This window comes from Mycobacterium sp. NGS63, from assembly GCF_059812295.1.
Map to the genome: position 1 here is coordinate 260,445 of NZ_JCALCJ010000004.1, position 24,116 is coordinate 284,560.

General features: G+C 64.2%; 26 protein-coding genes. 23 read left to right on the top strand and 3 right to left on the bottom strand.

Going from position 1 to position 24,116, the window contains the following annotated elements; all coding sequences use genetic code 11:
• From AC5Y4Z_RS11775 to AC5Y4Z_RS11795, 5 genes are read left to right on the top strand one after another with little or no spacing between them, the layout of a single operon-like run.
• Positions 1–1,464 carry an MCE family protein gene (locus tag AC5Y4Z_RS11775; protein WP_499963839.1) on the top strand — a complete coding sequence of 488 codons (1,464 nt, stop codon included), beginning with the start codon at positions 1–3 and terminating at the stop codon, positions 1,462–1,464.
• Positions 1,428–2,015 carry an Rv1363c family protein gene (locus tag AC5Y4Z_RS11780; protein WP_499963841.1) on the top strand — a complete coding sequence of 196 codons (588 nt, stop codon included), beginning with the start codon at positions 1,428–1,430 and terminating at the stop codon, positions 2,013–2,015. The genes AC5Y4Z_RS11775 and AC5Y4Z_RS11780 overlap by 37 nt, the downstream gene beginning before the upstream one ends.
• On the top strand, positions 2,012–2,626 hold the full coding sequence (locus AC5Y4Z_RS11785) for an Rv1363c family protein (RefSeq protein ID WP_499963843.1): 615 nt from the start codon (positions 2,012–2,014) through the stop codon (positions 2,624–2,626). The genes AC5Y4Z_RS11780 and AC5Y4Z_RS11785 overlap by 4 nt, the downstream gene beginning before the upstream one ends.
• Before the next feature lie 58 nt (positions 2,627–2,684).
• Positions 2,685–3,338, top strand: coding sequence for a CAP domain-containing protein (locus AC5Y4Z_RS11790; RefSeq protein WP_499963845.1), 654 nt, complete (start codon positions 2,685–2,687; stop codon positions 3,336–3,338).
• Positions 3,339–3,359: 21 nt separating this feature from the next.
• A complete protein-coding gene (locus tag AC5Y4Z_RS11795) occupies positions 3,360–3,743 on the top strand; it encodes a DUF732 domain-containing protein (RefSeq protein WP_499963847.1) in 384 nt (127 codons plus the stop codon).
• 27 nt (positions 3,744–3,770) lie between these two features.
• On the opposite strand, the gene AC5Y4Z_RS11800 is transcribed toward AC5Y4Z_RS11795, so the two are convergent.
• Together AC5Y4Z_RS11800 and AC5Y4Z_RS11805 are read right to left on the bottom strand one after the other, a co-directional pair.
• Positions 3,771–4,463, bottom strand: coding sequence for a class II aldolase/adducin family protein (locus tag AC5Y4Z_RS11800; RefSeq protein ID WP_499963849.1), 693 nt, complete (start codon positions 4,461–4,463; stop codon positions 3,771–3,773).
• A gap of 1 nt (position 4,464) precedes the next feature.
• Entirely contained in the window at positions 4,465–5,256 is a 792-nt protein-coding gene (locus tag AC5Y4Z_RS11805) for an IclR family transcriptional regulator (protein WP_499963851.1), read from the bottom strand.
• A gap of 121 nt (positions 5,257–5,377) precedes the next feature.
• On the opposite strand from AC5Y4Z_RS11805, the gene AC5Y4Z_RS11810 reads away from it, so the two are divergent.
• The 5 genes from AC5Y4Z_RS11810 to AC5Y4Z_RS11830 all read left to right on the top strand — a co-directional run bounded on the left by AC5Y4Z_RS11810 (position 5,378) and on the right by AC5Y4Z_RS11830 (position 10,446).
• Positions 5,378–7,006, top strand: a complete 1,629-nt coding sequence (locus AC5Y4Z_RS11810; protein ID WP_499963853.1) for a bifunctional 3-(3-hydroxy-phenyl)propionate/3-hydroxycinnamic acid hydroxylase — start codon at positions 5,378–5,380, stop codon at positions 7,004–7,006.
• 19 nt (positions 7,007–7,025) lie between these two features.
• Positions 7,026–7,955 carry a VOC family protein gene (locus AC5Y4Z_RS11815; protein ID WP_499963855.1) on the top strand — a complete coding sequence of 310 codons (930 nt, stop codon included), beginning with the start codon at positions 7,026–7,028 and terminating at the stop codon, positions 7,953–7,955.
• A gap of 3 nt (positions 7,956–7,958) precedes the next feature.
• Positions 7,959–8,777, top strand: a complete 819-nt coding sequence (locus AC5Y4Z_RS11820; RefSeq protein WP_499963857.1) for a fumarylacetoacetate hydrolase family protein — start codon at positions 7,959–7,961, stop codon at positions 8,775–8,777.
• Between the two features lie 141 nt (positions 8,778–8,918).
• A complete protein-coding gene (locus AC5Y4Z_RS11825) occupies positions 8,919–9,152 on the top strand; it encodes a ferredoxin (protein WP_499963858.1) in 234 nt (77 codons plus the stop codon).
• A gap of 112 nt (positions 9,153–9,264) precedes the next feature.
• Positions 9,265–10,446, top strand: coding sequence for a cytochrome P450 (locus AC5Y4Z_RS11830; RefSeq protein WP_499963860.1), 1,182 nt, complete (start codon positions 9,265–9,267; stop codon positions 10,444–10,446).
• Between the two features lie 282 nt (positions 10,447–10,728).
• Here the strand turns inward: AC5Y4Z_RS11830 and AC5Y4Z_RS11835 are convergent, their stop codons facing one another.
• Positions 10,729–11,649 (bottom strand): LysR family transcriptional regulator, encoded by a 921-nt coding sequence (locus AC5Y4Z_RS11835; protein ID WP_499963862.1) that lies wholly within the window; start codon positions 11,647–11,649, stop codon positions 10,729–10,731.
• A 123-nt stretch (positions 11,650–11,772) separates the two neighbouring features.
• On the opposite strand from AC5Y4Z_RS11835, the gene AC5Y4Z_RS11840 reads away from it, so the two are divergent.
• The 13 genes from AC5Y4Z_RS11840 (at position 11,773) to AC5Y4Z_RS11900 (ending at position 24,088) form a co-directional block, all read left to right on the top strand.
• Entirely contained in the window at positions 11,773–13,056 is a 1,284-nt protein-coding gene (locus AC5Y4Z_RS11840) for an aromatic ring-hydroxylating oxygenase subunit alpha (RefSeq protein ID WP_499963863.1), read from the top strand.
• The gene (locus tag AC5Y4Z_RS11845) at positions 13,053–13,376 is read left to right on the top strand and encodes a hypothetical protein (protein WP_499963864.1); all 324 of its coding nucleotides are present in this window, start codon (positions 13,053–13,055) and stop codon (positions 13,374–13,376) included. Before AC5Y4Z_RS11840 ends, AC5Y4Z_RS11845 begins: the two co-directional genes overlap by 4 nt.
• 5 nt (positions 13,377–13,381) lie before the next feature.
• Positions 13,382–14,212, top strand: coding sequence for a TauD/TfdA dioxygenase family protein (locus tag AC5Y4Z_RS11850; RefSeq protein ID WP_499963866.1), 831 nt, complete (start codon positions 13,382–13,384; stop codon positions 14,210–14,212).
• The gene (locus tag AC5Y4Z_RS11855; protein ID WP_499963868.1) at positions 14,209–15,066 is read left to right on the top strand and encodes a TIGR03619 family F420-dependent LLM class oxidoreductase; all 858 of its coding nucleotides are present in this window, start codon (positions 14,209–14,211) and stop codon (positions 15,064–15,066) included. The genes AC5Y4Z_RS11850 and AC5Y4Z_RS11855 overlap by 4 nt, the downstream gene beginning before the upstream one ends.
• Positions 15,067–15,441: 375 nt before the next feature.
• The gene (locus AC5Y4Z_RS11860) at positions 15,442–16,251 is read left to right on the top strand and encodes an MlaE family ABC transporter permease (RefSeq protein ID WP_499964776.1); all 810 of its coding nucleotides are present in this window, start codon (positions 15,442–15,444) and stop codon (positions 16,249–16,251) included.
• Positions 16,251–17,111, top strand: coding sequence for an MlaE family ABC transporter permease (locus AC5Y4Z_RS11865; RefSeq protein ID WP_499963870.1), 861 nt, complete (start codon positions 16,251–16,253; stop codon positions 17,109–17,111). Before AC5Y4Z_RS11860 ends, AC5Y4Z_RS11865 begins: the two co-directional genes overlap by 1 nt.
• Before the next feature lie 3 nt (positions 17,112–17,114).
• Complete coding sequence (locus AC5Y4Z_RS11870) at positions 17,115–18,161, top strand: MlaD family protein (protein WP_499963872.1); 1,047 nt, start codon at positions 17,115–17,117, stop codon at positions 18,159–18,161.
• Positions 18,158–19,168 (top strand): MlaD family protein, encoded by a 1,011-nt coding sequence (locus AC5Y4Z_RS11875; RefSeq protein ID WP_499963875.1) that lies wholly within the window; start codon positions 18,158–18,160, stop codon positions 19,166–19,168. The genes AC5Y4Z_RS11870 and AC5Y4Z_RS11875 overlap by 4 nt, the downstream gene beginning before the upstream one ends.
• Positions 19,168–20,196: an MlaD family protein gene (locus AC5Y4Z_RS11880; RefSeq protein WP_499964778.1), complete on the top strand. Its 1,029-nt coding sequence runs from the start codon at positions 19,168–19,170 to the stop codon at positions 20,194–20,196. Before AC5Y4Z_RS11875 ends, AC5Y4Z_RS11880 begins: the two co-directional genes overlap by 1 nt.
• A gap of 1 nt (position 20,197) precedes the next feature.
• Positions 20,198–21,355 (top strand): MlaD family protein, encoded by a 1,158-nt coding sequence (locus tag AC5Y4Z_RS11885; protein ID WP_499963877.1) that lies wholly within the window; start codon positions 20,198–20,200, stop codon positions 21,353–21,355.
• Between the two features lie 8 nt (positions 21,356–21,363).
• Entirely contained in the window at positions 21,364–22,398 is a 1,035-nt protein-coding gene (locus tag AC5Y4Z_RS11890) for an MlaD family protein (protein WP_499963880.1), read from the top strand.
• Positions 22,395–23,360 carry an MlaD family protein gene (locus tag AC5Y4Z_RS11895; protein ID WP_499963882.1) on the top strand — a complete coding sequence of 322 codons (966 nt, stop codon included), beginning with the start codon at positions 22,395–22,397 and terminating at the stop codon, positions 23,358–23,360. The genes AC5Y4Z_RS11890 and AC5Y4Z_RS11895 overlap by 4 nt, the downstream gene beginning before the upstream one ends.
• Positions 23,357–24,088, top strand: coding sequence for a hypothetical protein (locus tag AC5Y4Z_RS11900; protein ID WP_499963884.1), 732 nt, complete (start codon positions 23,357–23,359; stop codon positions 24,086–24,088). The genes AC5Y4Z_RS11895 and AC5Y4Z_RS11900 overlap by 4 nt, the downstream gene beginning before the upstream one ends.
• The last annotated feature ends 28 nt before the right edge of the window (positions 24,089–24,116 follow it).

The following is a 24,116-nucleotide window of genomic DNA, read 5'->3' on the forward strand; positions in this document are numbered from 1 at the left end:
ATGAATCTGAATCGGCGCATCAAGCTTCAGCTCGCCCTGTTCGCGGTCATCGCCGTTACTGCGGGTGCGGTGATGATCTTTCGCTACATCAACGCTCCGGCAATGATTTTCGGAGTCGGACGCTACACCGTCACCCTGGAACTTCCCCGCGCCGCCGGCCTGTATCCCAGCGCCAACGTGTCCTATCGCGGGACGGAAGTCGGGCATGTCGAGAAGGTGGAGCTGACCGACGGCGGCGTACGGGCGGTGCTATCGCTCAGATCGGACATCAAGGTCCCCGCAAACCTGCGCGCGGAGGTGCACAGCCAGAGCGCTCTGGGCGAACAGTATGTCAGTTTGCTGCCGCGCGGCGGTGGCCCGTCGCTGAGAGACGGCGATGTGATACCGGCGACGGCGGCTTCCGTCCCACCTGATATCGATTCGCTGTTGGATGCCACCAACCGGGGATTGGCGGCCATACCGCGAGACAACCTCAAGACCGCCATCGACGAAAGTTACACCGCCGTAGGAGGCTTGGGTCCTGAACTCGCACGACTGGTCGGTGGCTCCACCCAGCTGGCGATCGACGCCGACAAGAACCTTGACCGGTTGACGACCCTGATCGATCGGTCGGCGCCGGTCCTCGATTCGCAGGCCGACACCGGCGACGCGATCCGTGCGTGGGCCGCACACCTGGCCACGATTACGGGCCAACTCCGTTCCAGCGACGCCTCGCTGGCCGGAGTCCTCCATAACGGCGGGGCGGCCGCCGATCAAGCGCGCCAACTGTTTCAGCGGCTGCAGCCCACCCTGCCGGTGCTGCTCGCCAATCTGGTCAGCGTCGGTGACGTTGCCGTCACCTACCAGCCGGCGCTCGAGCAATTGCTGGTGCTGTTTCCCCAAGCTGTTGCCAACGTCCAGGGCATGATGGTCGCCAACCGCAACACCAAACAGGATTACAAGGGCTTGTTTTTGGACTTCAAGCTCAACCTCAACCTTCCGCCGGTGTGCAACACCGGTTTCCTGCCACCTCAGCAGCAACGGATCCCCTCGTTCGAGGACCACCCGAACCGGGCTCCCGGTGACCTGTACTGCCGGGTCCCGCAGGATTCACCGTTCAATGTCCGTGGGGCGCGCAACTATCCATGCCTGACGGTTCCGGGCAAGCGGGCTCCCACCGTCAAGATGTGTGAGAGCAACGAGCAGTACGTGCCGCTCAACGATGGCTACAACTGGAAGGGCGACCCCAACGCCACCCTGTCCGGTCAAGACGTTCCCCAGTTGCCGCCCGGATCGCCACCTCCTGCGCAGAACGCCCCGCCTGCCGCCGCACCGCCGCCGCCGATCGCGGCGGCCGAATATGACCCGGCGACCGGCACGTACGTGGGGCCGGACGGACATCTCTATACGCAGTCGGACCTTTCCCAAACTGCCCCGAAGGAGCGAACATGGCAGTCAATGTTGTTACCGCCGACAAAGAACTAGAAGGACCGGCCGACGCCGATGGCCCTGAGGCACAGGACATCGGCGGTGACGTCGGCGTCGGCAGGGCGCATCGGGTGGTCAGGACAGCGCTGTGCGCCTCGCTGGCGATGGTCGTCGCGTTCGTCGGGTTGATCGGCTGGCTGAGCTACCGCGCTTATCAAGCACACCAGGACCAGTCACAGCGCAATCTCTTTCTGCAGATTGCTCGACAAGGTGCATTAAACCTGACGACGATCAACTACACGCAGGCCGAGGCCGATGTCCAGCGCATCGTCGATTCGGCGACCGGAACATTCCGTGACGACTTCACCAGAAGATCGCAGCCGTTCATCGACGTCGTCAAACAAGCGCAGTCCAAGTCACAGGGCGTAATCACCGAAGCTGCGGTGGAATCGGCCGATAGCAATTCTGCGCAGGTTCTCGTGGCGGTGAACGTGAACACCTCGATCGCCGGGGTCGCCGAGCCGCAGCCGCGTGCTTGGCGGATGAGAATCGCCGTTCAAAAGGTCGGCGACGGCGCCAAGGTGTCCAACGTGGAGTTCGTGGCATGACACCGACCGACGTGACCGACCTGGTCGAGAAGATCGCCGAGCCAGAACCCGCCGACGACATGGAAGTCCCACCTGATCCAGAAGACGACGCCAATGCGCCTGGGCGCCACGGTGTCCGGCGCGCGGGCATTCAATGGCGCCGCGTGCTCCCGATCGGGATCATGCCCAGCTTGGCGCTGATCTTGGCCATGGCCGCGGCTTACCTGAAATGGTATGACTCGTCGGCTCGCGACTCGCGTCTTGCCGCCGTCGAATCGGTGCGGGCCGCCAGCGAAGGCGCCGTCGCGATGCTGTCCTATCGACCGGACACCGTTGAGAAAGACCTGGGTTCGGCGCGGGACCGGCTGACCGGAGCGCTCAAGGACTCCTACAGCTCGCTGACTCACGACGTGGTCATTCCTGGCAGCAAGCAAAAGAAGATCTCGGCAACGGCCAGTGTGCCGGCGGCCGCGTCAGTCTCGGCTTCACCCAGTCACGCCGTAGTGCTGATGTTTGTCGATCAGACCATCGTGATGGGCAGCGATCCGCCCTCCAACACGGCTTCCCGGGTACGAGCGGCACTTGACAAGGTGAATGGCCGGTGGTTGATCTCCTCGTTCGATCCGATCTGAGCCCAGCATGTTGAACCTTCCGTGTATCCGAATCCCGAAGCCGCTCGCGGCGATTGGTGTGGCCGCCGCCCTGGTCGGTGTCCCGGCCGCGCACGCTGACGGCGACAACAACACACTGGTATTGAACAATAAGCGGCTCAACGACGGTGTTGTCGCCAACGTGTACACCGTCCAGCACCAGGCGGGTTGCACGAACGACGTGACGATCAACCCGCAACTTCAGCTTGCCGCCCAATGGCACACCCACGATCTGATGACAAACCGCCGCCTCGACGGCGACATCGGCTCCGACGGATCCACACCTGAAAAGCGCGCCGAGGCAGCAGGATTCCGCGGACACGTGGCGGAGACGGTGGCCACCAACCCGGCGTTGGCAATCAGCGGCATGGAGGTGATCAACCAGTGGTACTACAACCCTGCCTATAAGGCCATTATGGCCAATTGCGACAACAGCCAAATCGGCGTGTGGTCCGAGAACAGCCCCGACCGCACCGTGCTCGTGGCCGTGTACGGCCAGCCGCAGCAACCGCCGAAAGCGCCAGGGATCCCGGCAAATACAACGGTGCTGGCCGGCCCGCCTACCGGCTCACCCGATATCCCGCTCGACCCCAGTCCCGACTACGACGCCAGTGACGAACTGGAATTCGGTACCAACTGGTTTGCCTGGATCCTGCGGGGTGTCTACCCCCCGCCCGGTTATCCGCCCAACTAGTCAGAACCTGGCCGACTCATCATGAGAGACCTACCGATCACCAGACACTGCTCGGCTGCCGTCTCGCTGCTCGCCTCGGTGGCCGCCGCCGGCGCTGCGGTGATGCCGGCGCCGCGGGCGTATGCCGCCCCGGCACCCGAGGTGGAGTATCTGTACAACGTGACGGCACGCCGGCACTACAGTTTCCCCGACAACGACGCGCTCGGTTATGGCCATGGAATCTGCGCCAACGTGGCTCGGGGCGAGAGCTACGGTGGAGTAATGGCCGAAGTGAAGCGCGACGTGACGCCTAACGACGAGTTCGCGGCCAACTATTTGGTGTCGTATGCAGTGAATCTGCTTTGCCCTGCCGAAATCTGGCAGCTGCGTAACTCGGCGGCCCACTATCAGCCGCCCGCGGGGTAGTCGCGGATCGCCGTCCACAACTTGACATCATGTCGCGCGACCCGAACGGCGCACGAGGTATTGCCACCCGGCGTCGAATTGCGTGTGATTCCATGCCTGATCGCGTTTGAAGTGGGTTTCCTTCTCGTCTGACCACTGCCGGGGCCCGCCGGCTGCCGCGGCCAGCAGCTCCGTGCGACATGCGCTTTCCAGCAGGATGGACAGCATCACCGCTGTCGCTGCGTCGGGGCCTACCGTGACTGAACCATGATTCGGAATCAATATAGCACAGGCGTCGCCCAACGTTTTGGCCAGGGATCGTCCTAACTCGGGAGTAGCGATGAGGGCACCGGTTTCGGTGAACCGTGGGATCTGGGGGTAGGCGAACGGGACCCCGTCATGCGAAATCGGATGCAGGTCGCGCCCCAATGACGAGAAGGCGTTCACCGCGGGGGAATGGGTGTGCACGACGCAGCCCACGTCGCCTCGCGCATCCATGATCTGGGTATGGATATGGAATTCGAGATGTCGCCGGCCCTCGCCGGACAACACGCTGCCGATGGGATCCACGAGAACGACTTTCGCGGAGTCGATCTCCTCGAAGGCCCAGCCGGAGGCCTTCATCCAGACGCCACGGCCCTCGGGGTCACGAATCGATGCGTGCCCCCATACCATGTCACTCAGCCCGGCGACTGCCAAGGCGGCACTGGCAGCCACGACGGTTTCGATTGGATCGTCCATCTCAGATATCGGCGACGGATAGTTGTTCCGTGATGGTTGCGGCAGTGGCTTTTACTGCCAGTTTCACAGATTTGATCGCGGTGCGCGGTATCCGTGAGGCCAGCGCTGCGACGCTGACCGCCGCGATGACGCCGCCCCGGGCACTGTATATGGGAGCTGCCACGCCGAGGATTTCCTCGTCGAGCTCGCCTTGGGAAATCGCCGCTCCGTCCTTGCGGATCTGCGCCAAGCGCGCTTGTAACTGCCCCGGGTCGGTAAGGGTCTTGGCGGTAAATCGTTCCAGGGGCGCGGCGCTAAGCACGCTGGCCACCTCGTCCGGGGGGGCCCACGCGAGCAGTACCTCTGCGGCGGCGCCAGCGTTGATCGGCAGGACGTGACCGCGTTCGTAGGACAACCGCACGGGACGCGGGGCTTCGACAAGTTCTAGACAGACGACGTAGCGACCCGAACGCCGGGTAAGCAGCGCTGTTTCGCCGACGGCGGACACCAATGACCGCATCGCCGGCACCGCGATGTCGCCCAGGCTGGTCCCGGCGCGCGCAAGCCGGGCAAGCTCGAAAATGCGTGGGCCCAACCGAAAGCCACCCGCGGCCTCCTCCACGAAACCGGCGTTGACAAGACTTTGCATGTACCGGTAGCCCGTCGAGCGTGCCACACCGATTCGGTCGGCAATTTCTGCCCCGGTCCACACCAGCTTCTTTTCGTTGAACAAAAGCAAGATGTCCAGCGCCCGATCGGCCGTGGAATTTCGATCTCGGTAGCGAGACGTCGTAGGCGCTGGAGATCCTGGCATACAGGACACAGTACCTGATAAAGAGGAAACACGAATGCAACGCAAACGGGTCTGAGCATCGTGTCCTGCTATACAGGATTAACATTTCGATTTACGAGCGGTCCGCTACTAAGCTGCATGCGTGCCCGATGGAAAAGGGATCGTCGCGCCGAGCCCGGGGCCCGGAGCCCTCGATGTTGTGGTGTGCGGTGCCGGTCCGGTAGGGCTGACCGCCGCGGCACTGCTGGCACGGCGCGGACTGAAGGTGGCGGTGCTTGAGAGGAACGAAGCGACCAGCGACGAACCAAAGGCCATCAGCATCGATGATGAGGCCTTGCGGGTATTCCAGCAGGCCGGGATCGTCGACGCCGTGCTGGACATCGTTGTTCCCGGCACCGGAACCAGGTATTACGACAGCGCCGGCTCGCCTTTGTTCCACGCCCGCACCGCCTGGCCCCTCCGATTTGGCTATCCGTTCAAAAACCCGTTCGCCCAACCAGATCTGGAGAAGGTTCTTGTCAGCACTCTGGCTGCCTTACCGAACGTGAGCGTGCGCTTTGGCACGGAAGTGACCGCCGTCGAGCAGACGGCGAACGGAGCGCGGGTATGCGCCTCGCGTGGGGCGCAACGGCACTATGTCGATACCGCCTACGTATTCGGTTGTGACGGTGGCAGATCTGCGATACGCCAGATGCACGGCGTGACGATGAGCGGACGCTCTCACAGTGAAGTGTGGTTGGTTGTCGACACCGTCGGGGACACGCATACGGAGCGTTACGCGATGCACCATGGCGATCCTCACCGTCCACACGTCATTGTCCCGGGCCTAAATGGACGATGCCGCTATGAATTCCGGCTCTTCGAAGGGGAAGGGGACACCGGGGTCGACCCGCCGTTCGAACTCATCCGCCACCTGGTCTCGCGCTATCGGCCACTTGAGCCAGAGCATGTCGAGCGCGCAGTCAACTACCGGTTCAATGCCCTCGTCGCAAACCAGTGGATGGTCGGTCGCTCTTTCCTGCTCGGAGACGCCGCGCACATGATGCCGCCGTTCGCGGGCCAGGGCCTGAACTCCGGCATCCGCGACGCCGCCAACCTCGCCTGGAAGGTCGCCGATGTGATCGACGGGCGGTTGGCCGAGGGTGTGCTGGACAGCTACGAACGTGAGCGGCGTCCGCATGCGGCTGCGACGGTCCGGCTATCCGAGCAGCTGGGTCGGATTGTTATGACGACGTCGAAGCGCATGGCGCAACGCCGCGATTCACTCGTCAGAATGGCCGTGGGTACCTCCGAGGGCCGTAATTATCTCGAGCACATGCGCTATCGGCCACCGCAGCACTACACCGAAGGCCTGGTTATCAGCGCCGATCGCGCTAACCTTGCCGGTGTCCCCATTGGCCAGCCGTTGGTATTCGACTCGGCCACCCACCGTTTGGGACGCCTCGACGACATTCTCGGCGATGGGTGGGCCATCCTGGCAGTCGACTTACTCGACGACAACTGGGGTGGACTAGACGATGTCATCCGCGCCTTCGGCGTCACTACTGCGGCCGTAACTACCCGAGATACATTGCCGCACAGCACCCATCGGGTGCTTATTGACGTCGACGGCGGCCTGCAACGCGAACTGAGTGATTACACGGGACGCTTCGTGCTCTTGCGACCCGACAGATTCGTCGCGGCCGCTTGGCTTCCACCTGCCTCACCGGAGATCAGCGCTCAGCTTCTGCGGTGGAGCGCTCACAACGTTGCGGTACCCGCCGCGATCTAGGACAAGAAGGGCTTCCTCGATGGATAAGCCAGAACGGGCCGTTCTACAGGAACGTGACGCCGCTGGACTGCTGCGCCATACTGCGGTGTCGCACATAGGTTTCAGCGTTCCCGACGTTGCGGCCGCCGCTGACTTCTACGGCCGGGTCCTCGGGCTGGTCGTGCACCAGGATCTGCCGGATGGCGGGCTAAGACTGGGCTGGGGCTGTGGACACCATGTCATCGAGTTGATCGCGGGCGAACCCGCCCTCAGGCACTACGGGTTCGAGGTCCGAGACGACCATGGGGTAGGGGGAATCGCCAAGAGGCTTAACGCGGCAGGTCACCAGGTCAAGGATCTGCCTGAGTCCTACATCGACAGCTCGACCGGATCGCCAATCGGCATCGTGGTGGCCGATCCGGACGGCACGCCGGTCCACTTCCACAGCGCCGTTGAACGCCAAGGCGAGAACGCCGCCGATACCGGGCGACGGCCAATCAAGTATCAGCACACGACCCTGGGTACCGCCGATATCGGCGCAATGGTGGCCTTCTTCGTCGGCTGCGTCGGATTTCGGATATCGGACCAGCTTGAGGACGGCAGATTCGTGTGGCTGCGAAGCAACCGAGACCACCACACTCTGGCCGCGGTCAACGTCGGTCACAGCGGAGTGCTCGATCACTACTCTTATGACCTTGCCGAATGGGAGGACTTCAAGGCGTGGTGTGACCGCCTCACCGATGCTGGCGTCGACGTGACCTGGGGACCCGGCCGACACGGACCCGGAAACAACCTCTTCATTTTCTTTGATGACCCCGCCGGCACTCACGTCGAACTATCGGCGGAGATGGAGAAATTCCATGACGACCGCGTCACTTACGTTCCGCGGCAATGGAAACCAATACCCCACTCCGTCAACCTTTGGGGCGGTCAACTGCCCACGTGGCGCAAAACCAGTCAGGAGAAGTGAGTCATGGCTTACGCGACATACCTACACGATGGCCAGAGCCGGGTCGGGGAGGTTCGTGGCACGGACCTGGTCCCGCTGACCGGCGTAGCAGAGCTGGGAGCAACGACCACGCCCGAGGTTCTAGCCGATGCGGCGAGGGACGAATCCTCGATCGTGGCGATCAGTGACGCTGTGTTTCGACCCGTCGTTCCGAACCCCTCTAAAGTTTTCTGCGTCGGCCTGAACTACCGCGACCACGTCTTGGAAACCAAACGCGAACTGCCCAGCTATCCAGTGCTATTCCCGAAATATGCGTCGAGCTTGATCGGGGCTCATGACGACATCGCCCTGCCTGCGGAATCCACCCAGATTGACTACGAAGGCGAGATGGCGATCGTGATAGGCCGAGCTGGGAGACGTATCCAGCGATCGAACGCATTGGCCCATGTTCTCGGATACACGATCGCCAACGATGTCACGGTGCGCGACTTTCAGTACAAGACGCACCAGTGGATGCAAGGCAAGGTGTGGGACGCCTCCACGCCGATCGGGCCCTACCTCGTCACTCCCGCTGAGATTGACATCGAGCAAGCGGGTATCCGCACCATTCTCAACGGCGAGAAAATGCAGGAATCCGAGCTGTCGCAACTGATTTTTGACGTGCCCGAACTCATCGCCACGATCTCCACCTTCTGTGCCTTGCGGCCTGGCGATGTCATTCTGACCGGAACCCCCGGCGGTGTCGGTTATCGGCGCGACCCTCAGGTTTTCCTCAAAGAAGGTGACCGGATCTCGGTTGAGATCGACGGAATCGGTGCCGTCTCGAACCTGGTGCGGGGATAAGTAGTCCTGTTATACAGGACAAGGCGCTTGACATGCAGGTTAGTCGCTTTAGCGTTGACGGCAGTTTCAGCTAGATCGCATAGGCGCTAAGCCGGCTTGGGCCACAGAAGGAGACGCATGAGTGTCCACGGACCACTTCGGTTGAGCATCGACCGGTCCAAGTGCGAGGGCCACGGCATGTGTGAGCAGGCGGCGCCCAACTTAATTCGGCTGAACGAGGATGCCGAGCCGGTGTTCGAACAAGGCGACCTTTCGTCGGCGGACAGACCGATGGCCGACGCGGCGGTGCACTGCTGCCCAGTCGCCGCACTGAGCATTTACGAGGTTGAGAAAGGTGAAACGGCGCGCGACGACGCGCCGCTTGCCCACAGATGACGTCAGGTACGGCGACTCCATCAGCCGCGCGCCTCCTCGCACGAAGTCCCCTCAATAACCGGATTCGACCACGTGCACCGTCGCAAGTTCCAATAGACCGAAGGACGCTCTAATGACTCAAACCAACACAATCCCGCGATCCGACGTGGATCTGTTCTGCAACGAGGTGATGGACGACCCGTATCCCGTGTTTCGCGAGCTGCGTGACGCAGGGCCGGTTGTCTATCTGGACCGGGTCGATGTGTGGGCAATAACGCGCTATACGGAGGCGCGCCGGGTTCTCGGTGACTGGCAGTTCTTTTCGTCGGCCGACCTCGCTCTCAACGAGCAGTTCAACGCCTACATCGGCGACGGAATCATCCGCTCCGCCCCGCCCCTGCACGATCAACAGCGCGCCGTCCTGGCGTCGCGGCTATCCCCACGCGCTGTCCGTGAACTTCAGCCGAAAATCGAAAGGCGGGCAAAGGAAATCGTTTCCGGGTTGGCCGAGGCCGGTTCCTTCGACGCGGTTGCGGACCTCGCGAGGACATTTCCTCTCGAGATCGTCGCCGACCTCATCGGGCTGCCGCGCCAGGGCCGTGAGCGTCTACTCGAGTTGGTGGACGCGAACTTCAACTGCTTTGGTCCCGACAACGATCGCACCCGCGAATCCGGTCCGAAGCTGGCCGAATTGGCACAGTACGTGATGGCCAACGCCACCAAGGAGACAATAGCCAAAGACAGCATGGGCGCGGCGGTCTATGAAGCGGTCGAGGCGGGGCGAGTGCCGGCCGAGGCTGCACCTTGGCTGGTCATGGCCTACGTGACCGCAGGAATCGACACGACTGTGCACGCCATCGGGCACGTCTTCTGGCTGTTCTCGAAGCACCGCGACCAGTGGGAGGAGTTGCGGGCCGACCCTGCACTGGTTCCGGGGGCGTTCCGGGAGGTTTTGCGCTATGAGTCGCCGGTCCAGGTATTCGGTCGCACAGCAACCGATGAGTGGATCGTCAACGGCACCACTGTGCCGGCCGGCTCGCGGCTTGCGGTCTTGTTTGGCTGCGCCAACCGTGATGAGCGCAAGTGGAAAGACGCCGATCAGTTCGACATCCGTCGGGACAACATCGACCAACTGGCCTTCGGCTACGGTCTGCACGCGTGCGCCGGTCAAGCACTCGCAAGGATCGAGGGAGAAGCGATCCTTCGAGCCCTTATCGACACCGTCAGCGACATCGAAGGCGACGAGCCGGTGCGTCACTACAACAACGTTCTGCGCGGCCTGGAGTCGCTATCCGTCAAAGTCACCAGGGCCTGATCGCTGTGTTGGACCAATAAGTCCGCAGTATGGTGTCCTGGGGGATCGTGCGCCCCTTCGCTCACTACGCGCACCAGCTGTCCGCCGGCCTGGACCAGGCCGCCGCCACCCCGCCACGTCGTGTCGTGATGGTCTCGTCATCAGTCCGCCAAATGCCGTCAGCGAGCTACCGGCAAGATCCGCTCGTGGTGGCGGTTCGATGCCGGAGGCGTTTGATTCTCCGCAACGGCCAGCCAGAAGACATTGCGCTGCTTCCCGACATCGGCGAAGCGCTATAAGCCCTCAGCTGCGCGCCGAGTTCTCGATGATGATGTCGCAGGCGGTCTCGTAGAACGCGCTGATCAACGTGGAGAACGACAGCGCGAAGGGATGGATCATGTACACGTCGATCCCCTCCAGGGTCCAGTCCGGCAGCACGGGCACGATGCTGCCGTCGCGCAATTCGTTCGTGACGATGATCTGGTTGGGCATCGCCCCGACGCCGAGACCCTGCAGGATGTACTGCTTGCAGACCTGAAAGTTGTTGGCGCGCGCTCGTATCATCGGTGAAAGCTCCTGGCGCCGCTTGCTTTTCGCCACCGTCAGCCGCCGCGGCGCGTCGCCGAACCCGAAGTCGATGAACGGCAGCGCATTCAACTGCCCCGGGGCGGTAATCGGCTCATCGAGCCCGCGCAGGAACTCCGGCGACGCGCACAGGAACAGCTCCAGGCTGAACACCTTGCGCGCGATCAGCGTCGAATCCTGCAGCGGGCCGGTCCCGAAAACCACGTCGAACCCGTCGTGCACGGGGTGAACGACGTTGTCCACCAAGCGGATATCCAGCCGCGAATTCGGATAGCGCTGCAGGAACCTGGCGCCGACTCGGGAGGCGTAGTCGATGCCGACAAAAACGGGGATGGCCACGCGCAGCTCGCCCTGCGGCTCTTGCCTGCTGTCCTCGACCAGCGCCCGCACGCCGTTGGCCTCGGCCAGGATGTTGACGCCGTGGCTGTAGATCTTCTCGCCCAGATCGGTGACGGTGAGCTGATGCGTGTTCTTGCGCAGCAGCTTGATGCCCAGGTCCGATTCCAGCTTGCTGAGCTTGCGGCTGACCGTCGACTTGGGCATGCCGAGCAGCGTGGCCGCTTTGGACAGACTGCGGCACTCGACCACCTTGCCGAATACCAGCAGGGCGTCGAGGTCGAACGGCAGGTTTTGTTCCATCGGTGTTCCAAAAATGCAACAGGGTGTTGCAATTGAAGGCCTATTTCGGCTCTTCGGTCAAGTGCTACGTTTCTGCCGGTAGGGGGACCGGGGCCTACCAGGAGCACAGCGGAGGAGGGCCTCATGAGTCAGGACGTCCTGGTGACCAAGCCGGCAAGCGGCCATTGGACCGACGCCTATCCCGAACTCGGGCGCGGCCCGGTGTCCCTCGAGGACTGCGTCTCACCGGAGTTCTACGAAAAGGAACGCGAGCACGTCTTCGGCAAGACCTGGCTCTATATGGGGCGCGTCGAGCGAGTGCCGAAGTCCGGCAGCTACTTCACCCGCGAGCTGAGGTTCCTGAACACTTCGGTCATCATCGTGCGCGGCAAGGACGACGTGATCCGCGCCTTCCACAACATCTGCCCGCACCGCGGAAACAAGATGTTGTGGGAAGACGACCCTTTCGAGGAGGTGCAGGGCCGAGCGCCGCTGCTGTACTGCCGCTTCCACGGTTGGCGTTACAAGCTGGACGGCTCGCTGCACTCCGCGACGCGCACCGACCTGCTGCTCGACTTCGACGCCGACAGCTGCCGCGTGCCGGCCATCCAATGTGACGTCTGGGAAGGCTTCATCTTCATCAACCTCAACCCGGACAACACCGAGCCGTTGCGCTCGTTCCTGGGTACGCTGGCGCACGGCATCGAGGGCTACCCCTTCGCGGGACCGCACCAGGTTTACCGGTTCAAGACCGAATTGCAGTGCAACTGGAAGATTTTCGTCGACAGTTTCGCCGAGAGCTATCACGGCCCCTACCTGCACGCGTCCTCGTTCGGCGCGGTCACGGCCGAGGCTCGCGACGCGTTCAACCAGCCGAACCCGTATACCGACGCGCTGTCCTACCAGCTTGCGGGCCCGCACCGGATGTTCTCCTTCTCCGGCGAGCCCTCGCAAAAGACGCCGTATTCCAAGCCCATCGAATGCGTGATGGAGGCGAGCGCGGCCGGCCCGTGGAATAAGCGCACCGATCGCGGGCCGATGCCGCCGGGGCTCAACCCCACCCGGTCGGAGAAATACGGCTTCGACTCGTTCCAGTTCTTTCCCAACTTCGTGCTGATCTTCGGTTCGTCCGGTTTCAGCACGCACACGCATTGGCCCACGGGCCCGCACTCGCACATCTTCGAAGTCGAGATGTTCTATCAGCCACCCAAAACGCACAAAGAACGCCTGGGGCAAGAGCTCACGGTGACCTTCCTCAATGACATCATCCTGGAGGACGCCAGTCCGTCCGAAGGCTTGCAGGCGATGCTCAACAGCGGGGCACTGACGCATTTCACGATGAACGACGAGGAGATCCTGCTGCGTCACCTGCACAAGGTGGTGGGCGACTACGTCGAGGCGGGCGAGCAAGCGAAGGCGCGGAAATGAACGCGCTTCTGCCGGCGGAGTTTTCGCAGCTCGAGCACCTGGTGGACGAGTGGGCGATCGAGGACGGCCACGAACGCTACGTGAAGCGAGTTAACAGCTCCATGGCCGAGATACAGGCCTTCTACGACGAGGTGTTCCCCCACGCCGAGGAAGCGGTCGCCTACATCGACAAGTTCGACTATGCCGAACCGTTGCCCGACGATGTCGCGAACCTGCGCAACCTGCTGTACTCGTTGATCACGGTCTCGCTGGCGGTCGAACTGTGGCGGCAGCCGCGGGTCAAGCACTCGGCGCACACCATTCTGACCCGGATGAGCTGACACGCATGGGAACTCGATCGCGACAACTCGAAATCGTCGACTGCACACCAGCAATCGGCAGCGAAATCAGAACCGACCTGGACACCCTGCTCAGCGGTCGCGAAGCCGAGACCATCCGCGCCACGCTGGAGCAGCGCGGGGTGGTCTTCTTCCGCGGCCTGCAGATCACCGACGAGCAGCAGGTCGCCATCGCGAAAACCCTTGGCAGCATTGTGCAGAACGAGGGGGAGGGCGGCATCTACAAGATCTCGCTCGACACGAGCGTGAACCAGCGAGCCGAGTACCTGAAAGGCTCGATGTTCTGGCATTTCGACGGCTCGCTGCAGCCCTACCCCAATCTCGCGACCCTGCTGCGTGCCATGAAGCTGTCGGACTCCGGCGGCCAGACCGAGTTCTGCAACACCTACGCGGCCTACGACGATCTGCCGAATGCCGACAAGGAAGCCATCGCCGAGCTCCGCGTGGTGCACAGCGCCGAGCGCTCCCAGTACTACGTGCGACCGGAGATGAGCTACGACGAGATCGCGTTCTGGCAGAAGTCGCCGACCAAGTCGTGCCCGATGGTGTGGACGCACCAGTCCGGGCGCAAGTCGCTGCTTCTCGGCGCCACCGCGGACTACGTGATCGGCCTACCGGTCGAGGAAAGCCGGGCGCTGCTGGCGCGCCTTCGGGACTGGGCCACCCAGCCGCACTATGTCTACCGGCACGAGTGGCAGCTCGGCGACCTGCTCATCTGGGACAACACCGGCACCATGCACCGGGCGCTGCCGTATGCCGCCGACAGCGGCCGTCTCATGCACCGCACGGTGCTCGCCGGAGAAGAGCCGCTGAATTGAAACTGGGCATCGCGACGCCGGTCGTCACCAACGTCGCCGGCGCGGCATTGACGTGGGAGAAGACCGCCACGATCGAAGACATCGGCCGCGCCGCCGAGACCGCGGACAGGCTGGGCTATCACCATCTGACCTGCAGCGAGCACATCGGCATCCCCTCGGGCGAGGCCGCGCGGCGCGGCTCCCGCTACTGGGACCCGCTTGCCACGTTCGGCTACGTCTCGGCGCGCACCCAACAGATCCGGCTCGTCACGATGACCCTGGTGCTCGGCTATCACCATCCACTCGAGATCGTAAAGCGTTACGGCACTTTGGATCACGTCAGCGGTGGCAGGGTGATCCTCGGCGTCGGCGTCGGCAGCCTGAAGGAGGAGTTCGACCTGCTGGGCGCCCCGTTCGACGACCGTGGCGCGCGCGGCGACGACGCCCTGAAGGCGCTGCGGGCGGCACTGTCCAGCAACGAGCCGAGCTACCAGGGCGAGTACTACTCGTTCGGCGGGCTCACCGTCGACCCCTGTGCGCTGCAACCCCGCCTGCCGATTTGGGTCGGTGGCCGCACCAGGCGATCGTTGCGCCGTGCCGTCACGCTCGCCGACGGGTGGTGTCCCTTCAACGTGTCCATCGCCACCGCCGCCGAGTGGTTGCGGGCATGGGAGCTGCCCGCCGGGTTCGAGGTCGTCCTGCCCGCCGAACAACCGCTGGACCCCGTGGGCCAGCCCGCGCTGGCCGAGGACACGCTGCACAGCCTCGCGGCGGCCGGTACCACCACGGTGTCGGCGAGGTTCGTCCATCACTCGCTCGAGCACTACCTCGAGCAAATCCACGCCCTCGCCGAGTTGCACACCACGACGTTCTAATACGGAATGTGGCGTAGATCACACTCGCCTGCTTTCCCGGACAAATGGGCCTTCACGCTGGTAGAACGCACGTACTCGGTGCTGTTGAACGCGTGTCAACCAACGCGCATGGGCTTCGGTGGGGCGCCGTGACAGCGGTTAAGGAGGAACCCGCCGTTGACCGCAGGTGTACACGACGCGACAGCGGCTGAACCGGCGATTGAGACAGACGGCAACGAACTGACCGCGGTCGATGTCGTTGCCATCGAGTCCGATGTCGCGATCGAGGTGAGCACCCCCGCGCCCGTCGAGCACCCGCCGGACCCCGTGGTGACCCCCGACGAGGGCGACGATCACCGGCCCACGGACGCATCGCTCGGGCGTCGGGTCGCCACGATCCTGGGCAAACCCTTCCGCTACCTCGCCAACCAAACGGATTCCTCGCTGAAGACCCTGGGCCGCTTCTTCGAGCTGGCCGTGCAGTCCTTCGTCTACCTGATCACCGATCTGATCCGGCTGCGCCATCCGTGGCGGGACACCATCAACCAGGCCTGGTTCATCATCAGCGTCACGGCCATTCCCGCGCTGCTGGTGTCCATCCCGTTCGGGGTCATCGTGGCGGTGCAGGTCGGCAACTTCATCCAGCAGGTCGGAGCCTCGTCGATCTCGGGTGCGGCCGGCGGCCTCGGGGTGATCCGTCAGGGCGCACCGATCGTGGCGGCATTGCTGCTGGGCGGCGCGGCCGGCTCGGCCGTGGCCACCGACCTCGGCGCCCGCACCATTCGCGAAGAGGTGGACGCGCTGCGCGTCATGGGCATCGACCCGGTGCAACGGCTGGTCACTCCCCGGCTGGCGGCGATCGTGTTCGTCGCGCCGGTGCTGTGCTCCTTCATCATCTTCATGGGGCTGGCGGCGGGCTACGCGATCAACGTCGGCTTCCAGTCGGGCACCCCGGGCAGCTACATCGCGTCGTTCGCGTCCTTCGCCAGCGTCGGGGACGTCGGTGTCGCCGTGCTCAAGACCTGGCTGTTCGGTGTCGTGGTGATCCTGGTGGCGTGCCAGCGCGGTCTGGAGACCAAGGGCGGGGCGCGCGGCGTGGCCGACGCGGTCAACGCGTCCGTGGTCATCGGCGTGGTGGCGGTGTTCGTCCTCAACCTGGTGATCACCCAGGGTTTGTCGATGTCCATGCCGCTGAGAGTGGGCTGATGGCGGCGCCGTCAAAGCATCTGCCCACGGCCCTGCGTGCCCCGGGGTGGGTCGCCGGGCGCGGTGATTCCCTCATCCAGCGCCTGGGTCACCAATTGACCTTCCTTTTCCAGGTGCTCGGCGCGATCCCGCACACGCTGAAGCACTACCGGCAGCAAACCGGGGTGCTGCTGGTCGACATGATCTGGGGAAACGGGTCGCTCATCGTCGGCGGCGGCACCATCGGCGTGCTGGTGTTCATGGGCGCGGCGGTCGGCGGTTCGGTGGGAATCGAAGGCTACGGCGCCCTCGACATGGTGGGCATGGGCCCGCTGACCGGATTCGTCTCGGCGTATGCCAACACCCGCGAGATGGCGCCGATGATCGCGGGGATCGGCTTCGCGGCCCAGGCCGGGTGCCGCATGACCGCCGAGATCGGGGCCATGCGGATCTCCGAGGAAATCGACGCGCTCGAAGCCCTTGGCATTCAATCGATCCCGTTCGTGGTCACGACCCGGGTGATCGCGGGGATGATCACCATCGTCCCGCTGTACGTGGTGACACTGGCGCTCAGCTATGTGTCGTGCGCGCTGGTGGTCAACGTGCTGCACGGCCAGTCGTCGGGCACCTACTACCACTATTTCGACTCGTTCATCCGACCTTCCGACGTGGTGTTCTCGGTGCTCAAGGCGGCCACCTTCGTGACGCTGATCATCGCCATCCACGGTTATCAGGGCTACTACGCCGGCGGCGGTCCCGAGGGCGTCGGGCGGGCTTCCGGCCGAGCCATCCGGGCCAGCATCGTCACCGTGGTCGCGGCCGACATGGTGCTGACGTTGTTGTTCTGGGGCAACAGCCCCGGGATTCGGATCTCGGGATAGGGCATGCCGATATTTCCAGACCAAGGAGCGCGAGCGCCCAGTTCACGCGCGCTGCGGATCCGTGGTCTGATCGCCGCCGTCGTGCTGGGGATCGCCGGCATCGCGCTGTATCAGCTGGGCACCGGCGGCTACTCCGACACGTTCAAGCTCACCGTGGTGACCGACACGCTCGGTGAGGGTTTGACGCCGGGCGCGGAGGTGAAGTTTCGTGGGCTGACCATCGGGTCGGTCAAAGCGCTGCAATCGGTCGGATACAACAAGCAGAAGATGACGGTGGAGCTCGAGCCCGGTCAGGCGAAGGCCCTGGCCTCCGACACCACGGCAAGGTTCATGTCCTCCAACGCTTTCGGACTCGCGGCGGTGGAGCTGGTCAGCAGCGGCACCGGTTCCCGGTTGAGGCCCGACCAGACGCTGCTGATAGGAACCAACTCGCACTCGACGTCGATCACCGGATTGCTGCGTCAGGGCCAAAAGCTCGGCCAGATCATCGATTCGCCCGACGTCGACCACATCATCGAGGTGGTGCGCCGACACGCCGACCTGACCGAGCCGGTGACCCGGTCCTACTTCGACCTGGTCAAGATGCTCGTCGATTCTCAGAAAGTGCCCTTCTCGCAGTCGCTTTCGGTGCTCGCCTCGGTCGTCAACGGCGTCGACGACTCCGTTCCGCTCATCGGCTTGGCGTACGACCTGCTCAACGGGATGGCGTTTTTGGCCCAGCCCGACGGCGTCGCGCGCATGAATCTGATCATGGACCAGAGCGCAAAGCTGTTGTTCAACATGGACCGCACGTTCGCGAAGAACGTCTCGTGGCTCGTCCCGATCATGGGCTCGCTGGCCGACGTGCTGCTGCCGCTCACCTACATGATGGGCAGCCAGGCGCCCGTCTATGACCGGCTGTCGGGTCTGCTGGACCGCACCAGCGCGGCGTTCCCGATCGTCAATGGCAAGGTCCGCATGCAGATCGAGGTCGTCATGGACACGATGCCCGGGCTGCCGGCGGCCCTGCCGACAGCACCCGGACCGGCACCGCAGGGGGGCGGCCGATGAGAAGCGTCACCAAATCCGTTGTGTGGCTGACCATCTTCACCGCGGTCGCGGTGGTGTGTGCCCTGATCGTGCTCACGGCCCTGCGTTCCCCGGTGTCCGGGGCGGTTTCCCGCTACACCGCGGCGTTTTCGGACGTGTCCGGGCTCTACGTCGGAGACGACGTGCGCATCTCCGGGGTGCAGGTCGGCAAGGTGCAAACCATCCGGCTCGACGGGCGGATCGCCAAGGTGGACTTCACCGCGCAGGACGACCATCCGGTGTTCGCCAACACCGTCGCCGCGGTGCGCTACCAAACCCTGCTCGGGCAGCGCTATGTGGAGCTCGTCCAGCCGGCCAAGCCCGACCGGCGGCTGCCGGTCGGGGGCACCATTCCACTGGGGCAGACGATCCCGTCGTTCGATGTGGCCAAGCTTTTCAACGGGTTTCGGCCGATTTTCCAGACACTCGACCCGGCCCAGTTCAACCTGCTGGGCGAGAACCTGCTGCGGCTGATCCAGGGCGACGAAGCCGGCGTCGGCCCGTTCCTGCATGACCTCGACGTCATCTCCAAGTTGGCCGTCGACCGCAAGGCGGTCATCACGGCGACGATCCGCAACCTCAGCGCGATCTCGAAGGATCTGGGCGGCAAATCCGACCAGCTGTTCCATCTCATCGCCACGCTCAACGAGGTGGTCACGCGGTTCGGTTCCAAGGGTGAGGAGTTTCGCGACGCGATGGAAAGCGGGCTGCCCGTCCTGCGCAACAGCGCACATCTCCTGCAGTACTTCGAGCGCATCTTCGACGGGACGAAGGTTCCGCTCTACGACCTGTTCAGCCGGATGTGGCCGCAGACTGCGACGATCATCTCGGGCCTGTCGCTGATGCCGTCGTTGATCCAGGGCCTGCGGGACTCGCTGGTCGACGACAAGGCCGCCACGCCAACGTTTTCCTGCTCCCACGGTGAGGTCACCCTGCCGGGCATCGGGCAGGTGTCGTTCGCGCAGCAGAACCTGGTGGTGTGCCGGTGATGGTGTTCGGCGACCGATTCAAGGAGTTCAAGCGTCGGCGCGTGGTGCTCGACGAGCATGCCGCCGCCCTCCGCAACCGCCGCCACGGGATCCTCGGTGTCGTCGTCATCCTCGCGGCGTTGGCCGGCACGGCGATGGCCTACCTGAATCCGTCCGGTCAGAGCGGCTATACCGCGCACCTGTCCAACTCGGGCGGGCTGCGCGTCGGCGACCAGGTTCGCGTCGCCGGCATCCCGGTCGGAAAGGTCACCAGCGTCCGGCTCGACGGCGGCGTCGTCGAGATGAAATTCGACGTCAAGCAGTCGGTGGTGGTCGGCTCGGAATCCACACTGGACGTCAAGCTGCTGACCCCGCTGGGCGGGCACTACGTGGCGCTCGACCCGAAGGGTGCTCTGCCGTTGGGCCGCAACGCGATCCCGCCGCAGCGCATCACGTTGCCGTTCGAGGTCAACGACATCATCCAGGCCGCGACCCCGCTGATCAAGGAAGTCGACGGCCAGGTCATCCATGACACCTTCTCCGAGGTCGCCAACGCGGCCAACAGATACCCCAACGCGATACGCGACCTGCTGCGGTCGGCCAACGCGCTGACCACATCGTTGAGCGAGTCCACCGAAGATTTCCACCGCACGCTGGACTTCACCAACAACGGACTGCGGGCGATGGTCGCCGGACGCAAACAACTCATCACGTTGTTCGAGCAGTTGGACATCCTCGGCAGGACGTACACCGCGAAGTCCGTCGACATCGTCGAATTCTTCAGCCTGCTCAGCGAACTGTCCCGCATCCTGGACCGCATCGCCGCGTTCTACGCCCGGGAGGTCGCGCCCGTCGCCAACGGCATCGACGACATCACCGACACGCTGACCGCCCACCCAGACCGCGTCGGCGAGGCGCTCGAGGGCCTGGGACAGACCCTCAACATCGTGGTGCCGATGCTCAGCGGGAACGGGGTCGTCTTCGACCAACACAACCGGCTGGTCCCCGGGCAGGACCTGTGCCTGCCCAACCTGATGAGGAACTGTTGAGATGGCAAGGATTTCGGCGCTCGGCTCCCGGTTGCGGTCCCCACTGGGCATCGCGACGGTGGTCGTCGTCATCGCCGCCGTCGCGGCGGTGGCGATCATCGGCGCCAAGCTGGTGATGCCCAACAACACCCGGGCGATGTGCGCCGAGCTGACCGACGCCGTCGGGCTGTACCCGGGCAACAAGGTGGCGCTGCTGGGCATCGAGGTCGGTTCGACGACCGCGATCGTCAACAAGCCAGCGTTCGTCGAGGTCGATTTCACCGTGCCCGCCGACCTCGACCTGCCGGCCGACGTCGGCGCGGTCACCTACTCGCAATCGATTGTCACCGACCGCCACATCGAGCTGACCAAGCCCTACACCGGCGGCCCGAAGTTCACCGGCCCCGGGTGCATCAAGCTGAAGTCCACCAAAACCCCGATCAGCGTCAGCGAAACCTTCGCCGCCATAGGCAAACTCGCCGACGCCATCCTCGGGCCTCAGGAAGGCCAGGACCCGTCGAAGGCGCCCGGCGTGCAGGCCATCAACGACAGCCTGGGCGCGGCCAGCCGCTCGCTGGACGGCACCGGCGCCGGCCTCAACCAAACGCTGCGCAATCTGGTGACCATGCTCGCCGACCCGTACAAGGCCGACGCCGACTACCGGTCGCTGTTCGAAAACGGTGAGATCCTCACCTCGGACTTCCTCAAGAACTGGGACAGCTTCGCCTCGGTGATCCAGACGCTGCCCGCCACAACGGAATTGGTCGAGGGCCTGTCGGACAACTTTGCGACCGCCATCAGTCACCTGACGCACCTGCTGCCGATCTTGGTCGAAATGATGAACCGGTTCGGGCCGCGGATCTATAAGAAGATCGAAAAGCTGGTCTCCTGGGTGCAGCGCGTCCTCAACGCCCACACCCCGGCCATCCTGGCCACCATCAATTCGTGGCCGCAGTTCAGCCACTGGCTGACCGACATCTACGAGCCGGCGTGGGGCACTCACAACGTCACGTATATCCCACCGCAGGTGGCGATTTCCCCATCGCAGGCCGGCGCCATCTGCGAGGGGCTGCAGCGGCGCCACATCCCCGGTGCCGCCGCGGCCTGCGCGTCGGGCACCGCGTCGGATCCGGTCACCCTCGGCCTGACCGACCTCATCCTGGGGGCCGCGCTGTCATGACCGGACGAATGACGCGCGCTGCCCGTGTCCTGCTCTTCGCCGCGGCGATGAGCCTCGCGGCGGCGTGCTCGCTGGATCCGACCCGGCTGCCGGTGCCGGGCGCCTACACCCCCCACCACGCGTACCGGGTAAAGATCGAGTTTTCCAGCGTGCTCAACCTGCCCGCGCGGGCCAAGGTGGACTCCGGGGGAGTGCAGATCGGCGTGCTCGACCACGTGCAGCTCGACGGCAACACCGCGGTCGCCTACGTCGACATGTCCGGCGACAGCAGGCTTCCCGGCAACACCCGCGCCGAACTGCGCCAGGCCACCCCGCTCGGCGACGTCTATATCGCGCTGCTGCCGGCGGACAACCCGTCGACGGCGCTATTGCGTGACGGTGACACCATCCCACTGCGCAACACCGCCCCGGCCGCCAACGTCGAGGACGTGTTGCGGTCGGTATCCAACCTGGTGGCCGGCGGCACGATCGGCACCCTGCAAGACACCGTCGTCAACTTCAACAAGGCGTTCCCGAAAGACCCTGCCGAGCTGACGCGCATCCAGCAGACCATCGGCGGCGTACTCAACGACCTGGCCGCCAACACGGACACGATCAACGGCATGCTGTCGAGTCTGGAGAACATCAGTGCCAACCTGGCGGCGAACACCGCAGTGTTCAACCGGTTGGTGACCGAGGGCCCCCCGAAGCTCGAAGGCCTGTCCGCGATCACACTGGCCATCCTGCACGTCGTCGCGGACTCGAAAGAGATCAGCGATTTCGGCGCACAGATCGTGAACCCGGTCAACGGCGACATGATGCAGATGTTGTCCTACATCACGCCCTGGATTAACACGGTGGCCACCGCCGACACCACCATTCCGGTTCTCGCCGACAAGCTGATCGCGTTCCTGCACTACAAGCTCCTCGGCTTCTTCCGCAACGGAGGACCGAAATACATTGTCTCCGAACTTCATCCACCGACTGGCCACGAAGGCGTGGACCCCGCCGACAAGGCCGATGCGGCGGTCTCCGCGATGCGGACGATGGGGCTGATCCCATGAAGTTCAATGCCCGCATCACGCTGGCCATCCTGACCGCGTTGACGCTGCTCGGCGCGGCCTACATGGCGGTCGGTGTGCTCGACATCGGCCCGACCAAAGAAGTCACCCGTCTCACCCTGTTGCTCAACACCTCCGGCGGCCTGCTGCCCACCTCCGAGGTGACGATGCGCGGCGTCAAGGTGGGCCGGGTGACCGGCATCCGGACCACCACGACGGGGCTGGCGGTCTCGATCGACCTCGACCGCTCGCACCCCGTCCCCGCCAACAGCGCGATCAGCGTGGAAAACCTGTCCGCGGCCGGCGAGCAATACATCGAGTTCAGGCCGAAACTGATTGCGCCGCCGTACTTCACCGACGGGACGGTCATCCCACCCGACCGGGTCGCGCCGATGGTGACCGGCAGCGACCTGCTCACCAAGGGCAACGCCCTGATCTCGGCGCTCAACCCCGATCACGCACGTACCATCATCAGCAACATCGGTGCGGCGTTCGCCGGCAACGACGGCACCCTCGATTCCCTGGCCACCACGGCCGGGTTGACCGCCAAAGTGATACACGACGACAAGCAGTTGATGGCAACGCTGTTCGGCAACATCGCGACGTTCACCACCAACCTCGGTGAGCTCAACGCCGGCGAAGTGATCAGCCAGACCGGAAAGCTGCTGCCGCGCTCGGTTCCGGCTTTTTTGCGGCTGATCCACGAAATTGAGACCCTTTCGCACAGCGGCGTGGGCGTGGTGGGCCCCGACGACGCGGCCGGAGTGCTGGTGACCAAGCTCGGCGAATACCTGGACATGCTGGCCGGACCGCTGAGCACCTTCGCGCCCGTCCTGCAACCCGCGGTCGCCCCGCTGCACGACGTCAAGGTCGACTACGGGCACTGGCTGGACTTCTGGGAATCGACCTTCAACGACACCGGGGGCATGCGCGTGCAGCTCAACGTCCCCGAATGGCACCAATGAGTGAGGAAGTAACGGAAATGGCCAGCTCGACGATCAAAGACGACATCAAAGACGACAAGGTGGACGAGACGGACGACATCGACGAGACCGTCGCCGCCGTTGATGACGACGCGCGGTCCAGCCGGCTGAGCAAGCTGCGCTTGCATCCGAAGCGGCCGGGCCGCTGGGTTGCGGCCATCGCGGCGGCGGCGGTGATCGCCGGCGGCGTGTTCGGGTTCATGAAGTATCGCGACGTGACCGGCCAACTCGCGCAGCTGCGTCGGGACCAGGCCGATCGCGACGCGGCGGCGCAGGTGGCCAAGGAGTACGCGCAGAAGTCGCTCACCTATAGCTTCGAGGACCCGGACGCCTTCTTCCGGTCGGTCGAAGACGGTGTGTGCCAACAGCTTAAGGACAAGTACGTCAACGCCACCGACCTACTCAAGGGCATCATGCTGCAGGCGCAGGTCAGCTCCACCGGTGAGGTGCTGGCCACCGATCCGACCGCCCAGCCCGGCGGGGCCTACCAGGTGGTGGTGTCGGCGCACCAAACCACGCGCAATCTGCAAAACCCGACGCCCAAGGTGTCGATCATCCTGCTGCAGGTCACCGTCAACAAGGTGGGCAACGCCTTTCAGGTCTGCGACATCGGCCCCAAGACCGGCACCCGCCCACCCGTCGAGGAGCAGCTCCCCCCGCCGGGGGCCCCTCCCGCTCCCGCTCCCGCCAAGCCGGCGCCCAAGCGGTAGGCGCGTGGCCGTGCAGCGGCTCTCATCG

What these genes read in the sequence shown, in the direction of transcription:
- AC5Y4Z_RS11830 (WP_499963860.1), top strand. Translation starts at nt 9,265, where the DNA reads ATGACTCAAACCAACACAATCCCGCGATCCGACGTGGATCTGTTCTGC.
- AC5Y4Z_RS11850 (WP_499963866.1), top strand. Translation starts at nt 13,382, where the DNA reads ATGGGAACTCGATCGCGACAACTCGAAATCGTCGACTGCACACCAGCA.
- AC5Y4Z_RS11795 (WP_499963847.1), top strand. Translation starts at nt 3,360, where the DNA reads ATGAGAGACCTACCGATCACCAGACACTGCTCGGCTGCCGTCTCGCTG.
- AC5Y4Z_RS11900 (WP_499963884.1), top strand. Translation starts at nt 23,357, where the DNA reads ATGAGTGAGGAAGTAACGGAAATGGCCAGCTCGACGATCAAAGACGAC.
- AC5Y4Z_RS11865 (WP_499963870.1), top strand. Translation starts at nt 16,251, where the DNA reads ATGGCGGCGCCGTCAAAGCATCTGCCCACGGCCCTGCGTGCCCCGGGG.
- AC5Y4Z_RS11845 (WP_499963864.1), top strand. Translation starts at nt 13,053, where the DNA reads ATGAACGCGCTTCTGCCGGCGGAGTTTTCGCAGCTCGAGCACCTGGTG.
- AC5Y4Z_RS11870 (WP_499963872.1), top strand. Translation starts at nt 17,115, where the DNA reads ATGCCGATATTTCCAGACCAAGGAGCGCGAGCGCCCAGTTCACGCGCG.
- AC5Y4Z_RS11820 (WP_499963857.1), top strand. Translation starts at nt 7,959, where the DNA reads ATGGCTTACGCGACATACCTACACGATGGCCAGAGCCGGGTCGGGGAG.
- AC5Y4Z_RS11805 (WP_499963851.1), bottom strand. Translation starts at nt 5,256, where the DNA reads ATGCCAGGATCTCCAGCGCCTACGACGTCTCGCTACCGAGATCGAAAT.
- AC5Y4Z_RS11775 (WP_499963839.1), top strand. Translation starts at nt 1, where the DNA reads ATGAATCTGAATCGGCGCATCAAGCTTCAGCTCGCCCTGTTCGCGGTC.
- AC5Y4Z_RS11875 (WP_499963875.1), top strand. Translation starts at nt 18,158, where the DNA reads ATGAGAAGCGTCACCAAATCCGTTGTGTGGCTGACCATCTTCACCGCG.
- AC5Y4Z_RS11885 (WP_499963877.1), top strand. Translation starts at nt 20,198, where the DNA reads ATGGCAAGGATTTCGGCGCTCGGCTCCCGGTTGCGGTCCCCACTGGGC.
- AC5Y4Z_RS11785 (WP_499963843.1), top strand. Translation starts at nt 2,012, where the DNA reads ATGACACCGACCGACGTGACCGACCTGGTCGAGAAGATCGCCGAGCCA.
- AC5Y4Z_RS11835 (WP_499963862.1), bottom strand. Translation starts at nt 11,649, where the DNA reads ATGGAACAAAACCTGCCGTTCGACCTCGACGCCCTGCTGGTATTCGGC.
- AC5Y4Z_RS11840 (WP_499963863.1), top strand. Translation starts at nt 11,773, where the DNA reads ATGAGTCAGGACGTCCTGGTGACCAAGCCGGCAAGCGGCCATTGGACC.
- AC5Y4Z_RS11895 (WP_499963882.1), top strand. Translation starts at nt 22,395, where the DNA reads ATGAAGTTCAATGCCCGCATCACGCTGGCCATCCTGACCGCGTTGACG.
- AC5Y4Z_RS11890 (WP_499963880.1), top strand. Translation starts at nt 21,364, where the DNA reads ATGACGCGCGCTGCCCGTGTCCTGCTCTTCGCCGCGGCGATGAGCCTC.
- AC5Y4Z_RS11780 (WP_499963841.1), top strand. Translation starts at nt 1,428, where the DNA reads ATGGCAGTCAATGTTGTTACCGCCGACAAAGAACTAGAAGGACCGGCC.
- AC5Y4Z_RS11800 (WP_499963849.1), bottom strand. Translation starts at nt 4,463, where the DNA reads ATGGACGATCCAATCGAAACCGTCGTGGCTGCCAGTGCCGCCTTGGCA.
- AC5Y4Z_RS11880 (WP_499964778.1), top strand. Translation starts at nt 19,168, where the DNA reads ATGGTGTTCGGCGACCGATTCAAGGAGTTCAAGCGTCGGCGCGTGGTG.
- AC5Y4Z_RS11815 (WP_499963855.1), top strand. Translation starts at nt 7,026, where the DNA reads ATGGATAAGCCAGAACGGGCCGTTCTACAGGAACGTGACGCCGCTGGA.